The organism is Tenuifilum sp. 4138str, assembly GCF_041102575.1.
Lineage (GTDB): Bacteria > Bacteroidota > Bacteroidia > Bacteroidales > Tenuifilaceae > Tenuifilum > Tenuifilum osseticum.
In genome coordinates this window covers 79,577-86,561 of sequence record NZ_JBGCUE010000016.1, presented here as the reverse complement: position 1 = coordinate 86,561, position 6,985 = coordinate 79,577, and the positions used below count along the sequence as shown (strand labels likewise).

6 protein-coding genes are annotated in these 6,985 nt (G+C 46.1%); 4 read left to right on the top strand and 2 right to left on the bottom strand.

All coding sequences use genetic code 11. The features are described 5' to 3' along the window. Positions 1-63: 63 nt before the first annotated feature. From AB6811_RS13260 to AB6811_RS13245, 4 genes are all read left to right on the top strand, one after another. On the top strand, positions 64-258 hold the full coding sequence (locus AB6811_RS13260) for a hypothetical protein (RefSeq protein ID WP_369491076.1): 195 nt from the start codon (positions 64-66) through the stop codon (positions 256-258). A 1,336-nt stretch (positions 259-1,594) separates the two neighbouring features. After that, positions 1,595-1,804, top strand: a complete 210-nt coding sequence (thiS, locus tag AB6811_RS13255) for a sulfur carrier protein ThiS (RefSeq protein WP_369491075.1) — start codon at positions 1,595-1,597, stop codon at positions 1,802-1,804. Position 1,805: 1 nt separating this feature from the next. Continuing rightward, a complete protein-coding gene (locus AB6811_RS13250; RefSeq protein WP_369491074.1) occupies positions 1,806-2,123 on the top strand; it encodes an FtsB family cell division protein in 318 nt (105 codons plus the stop codon). Positions 2,124-2,126: 3 nt separating this feature from the next. Then, the gene (locus AB6811_RS13245) at positions 2,127-3,173 is read left to right on the top strand and encodes an aldose epimerase family protein (RefSeq protein WP_369491073.1); all 1,047 of its coding nucleotides are present in this window, start codon (positions 2,127-2,129) and stop codon (positions 3,171-3,173) included. A gap of 357 nt (positions 3,174-3,530) precedes the next feature. Here AB6811_RS13245 and AB6811_RS13240 read toward each other — a convergent pair whose 3' ends face one another. After that, positions 3,531-3,836, bottom strand: a complete 306-nt coding sequence (locus AB6811_RS13240) for a PG0541 family transporter-associated protein (protein ID WP_369491071.1) — start codon at positions 3,834-3,836, stop codon at positions 3,531-3,533. Between the two features lie 15 nt (positions 3,837-3,851). Further along, positions 3,852-6,980 (bottom strand): efflux RND transporter permease subunit, encoded by a 3,129-nt coding sequence (locus tag AB6811_RS13235; protein ID WP_369491070.1) that lies wholly within the window; start codon positions 6,978-6,980, stop codon positions 3,852-3,854. Between the last annotated feature and the right edge of the window lie 5 nt (positions 6,981-6,985).

Here is a 6,985-nt window from a genome sequence, read left to right as displayed (position 1 = left end):
CTATTTAAATGCAATTAAAATTATTTTTGCACAATTTGATTTATATTTTTTGCACAATTTGATTTGACGATTATATATACCACCCCTAACTTAGTTTGGAGTGGCCCAAACCCCGATAAAGTAATTACCTATTCTATTCCAACGGTTACCTCAGCAAATGGTTGTAGCAATACGGGTTCCAATACTGTAGATATAAATGTCTACAAAATCCCCGAAACCGGGCCACAGTACCATGTACCCAATAACTTTGCATTCTAGCCAAACAGAACCCTGGTGATGAGCCGGGGTTTTTGTTTAGTATTCAGTGTGCAGTGTTCAATGTACAGTGTTCAGAGTACAGAGAGGTGTTTCGGGTTTAGTGTTTAGTTTTTGGTGAAAATCTGCGAAAATCACCCCAATCTGTGCTATCTGTGTTCTATTGAATTTCCTATCAACTGTCAACCATCAACCATCAACTATCAACTAAAATGGTATCACAGGGTTTCACAGTGTAACACGGTGTTGCACAGAATTGCAATCACGAACAAACATCAACTTTTATTTGTCATCCTGAGCGCAGCGAAGGATCTCGGACCGACCTAATGAGATGTTTCGCTAACGCTCAACATGACAATAGTTTATCGAACAACGAGCAACGTAACTAACCCTATCGATAACGCGCGTCTCCAGACGCGTGCATTATTCGCCCTGAAGGGGCAATTAGAGTTAGCCCTGGGTATTGAGGTATTCAAATTATTTAGCTATGCACGTAATGTATAATCCAAAGAGCAAGGGGGAAGCATTGCATCGCAACGGAAAAACATTGCAAAGACCCTTTACACGTTCTTTCTTGTCTTGATACAAGAAAGAACCAAAGAAAATCAAGGCTGAAAAGCCCGACCCATTGCCGGGTCAGGCTTTTATGCCTCTGCCTTCATCTTCCGCTCCATTCTTTCTCTGGGTAAAGTGCTGGGGTGAAGCCGTTGCCGATATTCAACCTAGATGACCCCTCAAAATCTCCCCTGAGAGGGGAGACTTTAACGGCGCTCCCCTCTCCTGTCAGGAGAGGGGCTGGGGTGAGGTCAATTCCACGAACAACGTCTCAAGCCCTGTAGGGGCGTAATATTTGTAACCCCATGACAACACCCACACGTAAAGCGATGCACGTAATGTATAATCCAAAGAGCAAGGGGGAAGCATTGCATCGCTAAAGAAAAGCATTACAAAGAGCGATTGCCGGGAAACCAATCATAAGGAGATGAAGGAATATTGAGATGCTTCGGCAATGCTCAGCATGACAAGGGAACAGAAGGGAAGATAGGGTTTTTGTCATCCCGAGCGTAGTCGAAGGATCTCATATAAGGGTAAAAGGGAAAAAGATGCTTCGGCTAGCTCAGCATGACAGGAGAGTACAAAACGATGTTTTTTCAGACTTGTAATCACAAAAATCTTTTGGGTGATGTTATGATTTTGCTGTGCGTTATGGTTATATTTGCGTGAGGGATACGGAGGGTGCGCAGCAGCACATCCCCGCCAGAAGGCGGGGATTGCCGGAGCGAAGCGAAGCCCGCAGTAGCCCGACCCCTTTAGGGGGCACGCCCAAATACTTTTTGCTATGGATATTACACTTAATAATCTGCCGGAACATATTGATACCAATAAGGCTACTATCACCGTTAACGAGCTTCTGGCGATTAAACGTTTTACGTTTAGGATGCTGGTGGTGAAGGTGAATGGTAAACTGATTAAAAAGGACGAATATAGCATGGCAACCATCAAGGATGGCGATGATGTGCAGGTTATCCACCTGATAAGCGGAGGTTAATATGCCAGCGAATGAGATTACTTTCTGGAAATGGTTTCTACCCAAACTTAGGAATAAGTTTTTCCTCACTACCCTAATTTTTGCTATTTGGATGCTGATTTTTGATAGCAGCAACTGGATAGAAATGTTTGCCGCTAAGCGCAGAATCAAGGGTCTTGAGGAAGAGAAAGTGTACTACCTCCAGAAAATTGAAGAGGATAAGAAGAAGATTAAGGAGTTACGCACCAATGCCGAGAACCTCGAAAAGTTTGCCCGGGAGCAGTACCTTATGAAAAAGCCAAACGAGGATATTTTTATTGTTGACGAAAACGATTTGTAGCCTATGAACTTTTTTGCCAGCCACTGGGGTAGTATAGATGGTGAGGAGGTAATGATTTACTCCATAACCACCGAGGAGGGATTGGAGGTATCGGTATCGAACCTGGGCGCAGCCATGGTGGCCATGCGCCTGCTGAACGACGAGAACGAAACGCTCAACCTGGCTTACGGGCTTTTACGCCCATCGGATTACCTTAAGGCCGATTACTACCCCGGTGTAATAGTTGGCCGGTATGCCAACCGTATTGCTAACGCTAAATTTACCATTGGTGCCGAGGAGTTTGAGCTAAGCGCTAACGAGGGTAAGAACATTCTACACGGCGGCAAGATAGGCTTTAGCCATAGGGTTTGGGAAACCGTAATGTTTGAGGAGCATAACGGGGTTTGCATGCTGGAGTTTTACCTAAAAAGCCCACATGGCGACCAGGGATTTCCTGGAAACGTTGAGGTTTGGGTGATATACCAGATTACCGATGATAATCAGGTGAGCATTAGCTACCGCGCTGTTACCGATAGGCCTACCCACCTAAACCTTACCACTCACGGATATTTTAACCTGAGCGGTTTTGAAACCGATGTGCTTGACCACATGCTGCGCATAGATGCAGACCATTACCTGCCGGTTAACAACGAGCTTATCCCTACCGGCGAAATCCGCGAGGTTAATGGCTCACCCTTCGATTTCAGAAGGTTTAAGGCCGTTGGGGCCGATATCGACCTGGTGGGGACTTGCTACGACCATTGCTATGTGCTGAACAACCCCACAATTGATAATCCGTCGGTGGCGCTGTACAACCCCAAAACCCATATTGGGTTAACCATTTACACCACACAACCCGGCATTCAACTTTACACCCCCATGAATAGACCAAATGTTGCCAACCCCATGATAAAACTACCCGAAAAAGGTAACTGGGCGGTATGCATGGAACCCCAACACTTCCCCAACTCGCCCAACGAGGGGAGGTTCCCCTTAACACTGCTGCTGCCCGGTCAGGAGTACGACCACACAACAATCCTTTCAGTAACCGTTGGTGGGGTTGATTGGTAGGAGTCCGAATGACAAGGGAAATGATGGAGTTAGAGGAAGTTGAACCGTGAACCGTTAAACGTTAAAAGTTAAACGTGGAAATAAAAGTCGGAATGATTCAGAATGATTCGGAATAGACAGAACATGATTGAGTTAGAGGAAGTTAGAGAAATAGTGAAAAGATAAAAGCGAAAAGTGAACAACTAAACCGAAGTGCCTTGGATTAACAAATTCATCCAGGCTAATAAAAATGGGGTGCGGATAAATTTTAGAGGAGATTAGTCAATAGTAACAAAAAAATTCAATAACTTGTTTGTATTGACTCTTAAAATTAAAAAAAGGGGCATTAAAGCCCCTTTTTCATTATTTGCATGAGGGTTAATCGAAAAAGTAATCTTCAATAGTCCACATACAGGCAGTAACCAGCTCGTTATCGTTAAAGGCATTGCGGTTAAACTCACGTATTTTTTCCATTACCATTTTGGCTTTTTCGTCCTCAGTGATTTGGATGAATACGGTTGAGTTGTAACCGGGCCATACCGGGTTGTTGAAACGGTGGTCGCCTTTCTTATTCTTGGCTGTAACCTGCTCCACAACCTGAAAGTCGCGAACGTTGTTCTCGTCAAGCATCTTGAGCAGCGGCTCAAGAACAGCAACGTTGCAGGTGCAATATATCATCTTCATGGCTATGCTTCTTTTTTAGTTAAACAGAATGGATTTATTACCCTCGGCTTCTTTTTTTCGCTCTTTACCATGGAAAATAGCGTAAATAGTTGGAACCAGCAGCAGGGTGATAAGGGTTGAAACCAGTAGTCCACCAATCATGGTGATGCCCAGGGGTGAGTATGCCTCGCGTCCCATACCGCTGCTGGTAGCCATGGGTACCATGCCCAAGAGCGTTGTAAGCGTAGTCATAAGCACCGGACGTAAACGGCTTCGGCCTGCTTCGGCAATGGCATCGTAAAGCTTGTAACCGCGCTTACGGAGCAGGTTGGTGTAGTCAACAAGCACTATACCGTTGTTTACCACTATACCCATAAGCATAATCAAACCCACAAAAGTTGTGATACTTAGGGTTAAGCCGGTTATCTTGAATGCCCAAACCACTCCAATAAAGGTTACCGGCACAGCAAACATGATGATGAATGGGTCGCGGAAACTCTCAAACTGAGCGGCCATAACCATGTAAACCAGTAAGATACCAAGTACAAGGATTAGGTATAGGTCGCTAAACGACTCTCCTTGCTCAGTGGTTTGACCGGCAACCTCAACGGTAACATCGCTGGGAATGTCAAGATTGGCAATAATACGCTTGGCCTCCTTTTGGGCTTCGCCCAGCGACACATCGTTTAGTTCAGCCATAACCTTAACCACACGTTGTTGCCCTTTACGGTTAATCTGCAGGGGGCTGGTTCCCATTTCCACCTCGGCCACAGCCAATAGCGGTATGGTTTGGTTCAGCAGGTTTTTAAGCTGTATGTTGCGGATTTGGCTGATATCGTTACGGTACTCGGGTGAGTAGCGCAGGGTTATATCGTACTCATCGCCCCCCTCCTTGAACTCGCCAGCTTCAGTACCATATATACTCTGGCGAACCTGTAGGCCAATCATGGCTGAGTTCAGACCCATGGCCGAAGCCTTGCGCTTATCAACCCTGATTTGTACCTCAAGCTTACCCTTATCAACGTTGTTGATAACATCGCTAAAGTATTTGGATTGGCGCATGCGGGCAGTAATGGCCTCGGCCGTGCTGTTTATAGTACCAAAGCTGTTGCCTGAAACCTCAATCTCAATAGGTTTTTTATTTCCTGTAACAGCAGCTGAGAGGATACTACCCCCAAGCAAGCGAAAGTTCTCCACTTCGGGTATGGCTGCAATGCGTGGGCGAATTCTGTCGGCAATCTGTTTTGCTGAATGCTTTCGCTCGTTGGGTTTTGAAAGGTGACACATCACAGTAGCAATATTTTTACCCTCACTAAACCCTACCGACGACAAGAGCCCCTCCTCGGTTTGTCCGGAAACCGATGCCAATGAGCCGGGAACCATCTCAGGAATCTCATCCTGGAAGATTTGCATAACCAATTGAGCCACGCTATCGGTTTTGGTGGTTGATGTTCCCACCTCGGTTTCAATTACTGCAACCACATCGCCAGCATCGAACTCAGGGATGTAATCGGTTCCCAAGCCCTTACCAACCCAAAGGCTGAATGCCAGCAGGGCAACCGTTACTATAACAGTAAATGTTTTGTGGTGAATAACCCATGCCAATGCTTTCTTATAGCCATTTTCAAGTTTCTGAAACATACGTTCACTCCACTCGAATAGCTTTCCGTGGCGGCGTTTATCACCTTTTTTCATGCCCTCAAGCATTTGCGACGATGCCATTGGGGTTAGGGTAAGCGCTGTGAATAACGAAGCTATTAAGGTTACTGAAGTTAGTATGGCCAGCTGCTTGAACATGATACCCACAATGCCACCCATGAATATCATGGGCAGGAATACCACAATGGTGGTAAGGGTTGATGCTGAAATTGCCATACCCATCTCACTACTACCGAAAATTGCTGCCTGCTTGGGCTTAGCCCCTTTCTCAATATGCTGGGTGATATTCTCAAGCACCACAATGGCATTATCCACTACCATACCCGATGCCACCACCAACGACATCAAGCTGAAGATGTTGATTGTCCACCCTGAAGCAAACATCACAATGAATGCTACAATCAGCGAGAAGGGTATTGTTATGAAAATGATAAAGCTTTGCTTCCAGTTACGCAGAAATGCCATAACCACAAGCACCACAAAGAACAGAGCATACCAGAGCGATTCGGAAAGGTTGTTGATGGATTCAGTGATAAGCTCATCGCTCTTCATTACCTCGGTAATGCTAACATCCGATGGCAGGGCGGGTTTAATTTCAGCAACCTTTTTGCGAATTTTCTTAACCACCTCAAGGGTGTTCTCGCCCGATTGCTTTTGCACCATCAGGGTGACCCCTTTCCCGTTTGTGGTTCTTCCCACATCGTCCTTCTCCTTATACTCATCGCGCACCTCGGCCACATCGCTAAGGCGAATAACCTTACCGTTGAAGCTGATGAGCGCCAAGTCACGAAGCTCATCAACGCTGGCAATATCGCCGGGAATGCGAACCGAGTAGTCATCGTTGCCCACCTTGATATTTCCACCGGGGATAGAAATATTCTGTGCCTTTAGCACGGTTGCCACCTGGTTGAGCGACAGGTTGTAGGCGTGTAGCTTAACGGGGTCGATATCAACCTTAATCTCCCGTTCGGGTGCGCCTATTACAATTACTGAGCCCACTCCCGGCACCTTGCGTAGCTTGCTGGCCACCTCATCGTCAACAATCTTGTAAAGCCCGTTATAGCTCTCATTGGCGGTAACGCCATACACCAGAACAGGCATCAGTGAGCTGTTTACCTTGAAAATAATTGGGTTATGAGCATCACGGGGTAGCTTATTCTTTACCAGCTCAATAAGGTCGCGGGCATTATTGGCTGCCGAAGTAATATCGGTTCCCCACTCAAACTGAAGCTGAACAAACGATACGTTCTCCTTGCTTTGCGATGTTATCTCCTTTAGGTGTTCCGTTCCCGATAGGATTTTTTCCAACTTTTTGGATACCTGCTCTTCCACCTCATCGGCGCTGGCGCCCGGATATACGGTAATTACCGTAAGAGTGGGTAACTCCATTTCGGGCATAATGTCGAGCGGTAGCCTGGTAAGCGATACCACGCCAAAGAGCAGGATTGCCACAAACAACATGGCTGTGAATACAGGCCTTTTTACGGCAACTTGTGGTAGTTTCATTTTCT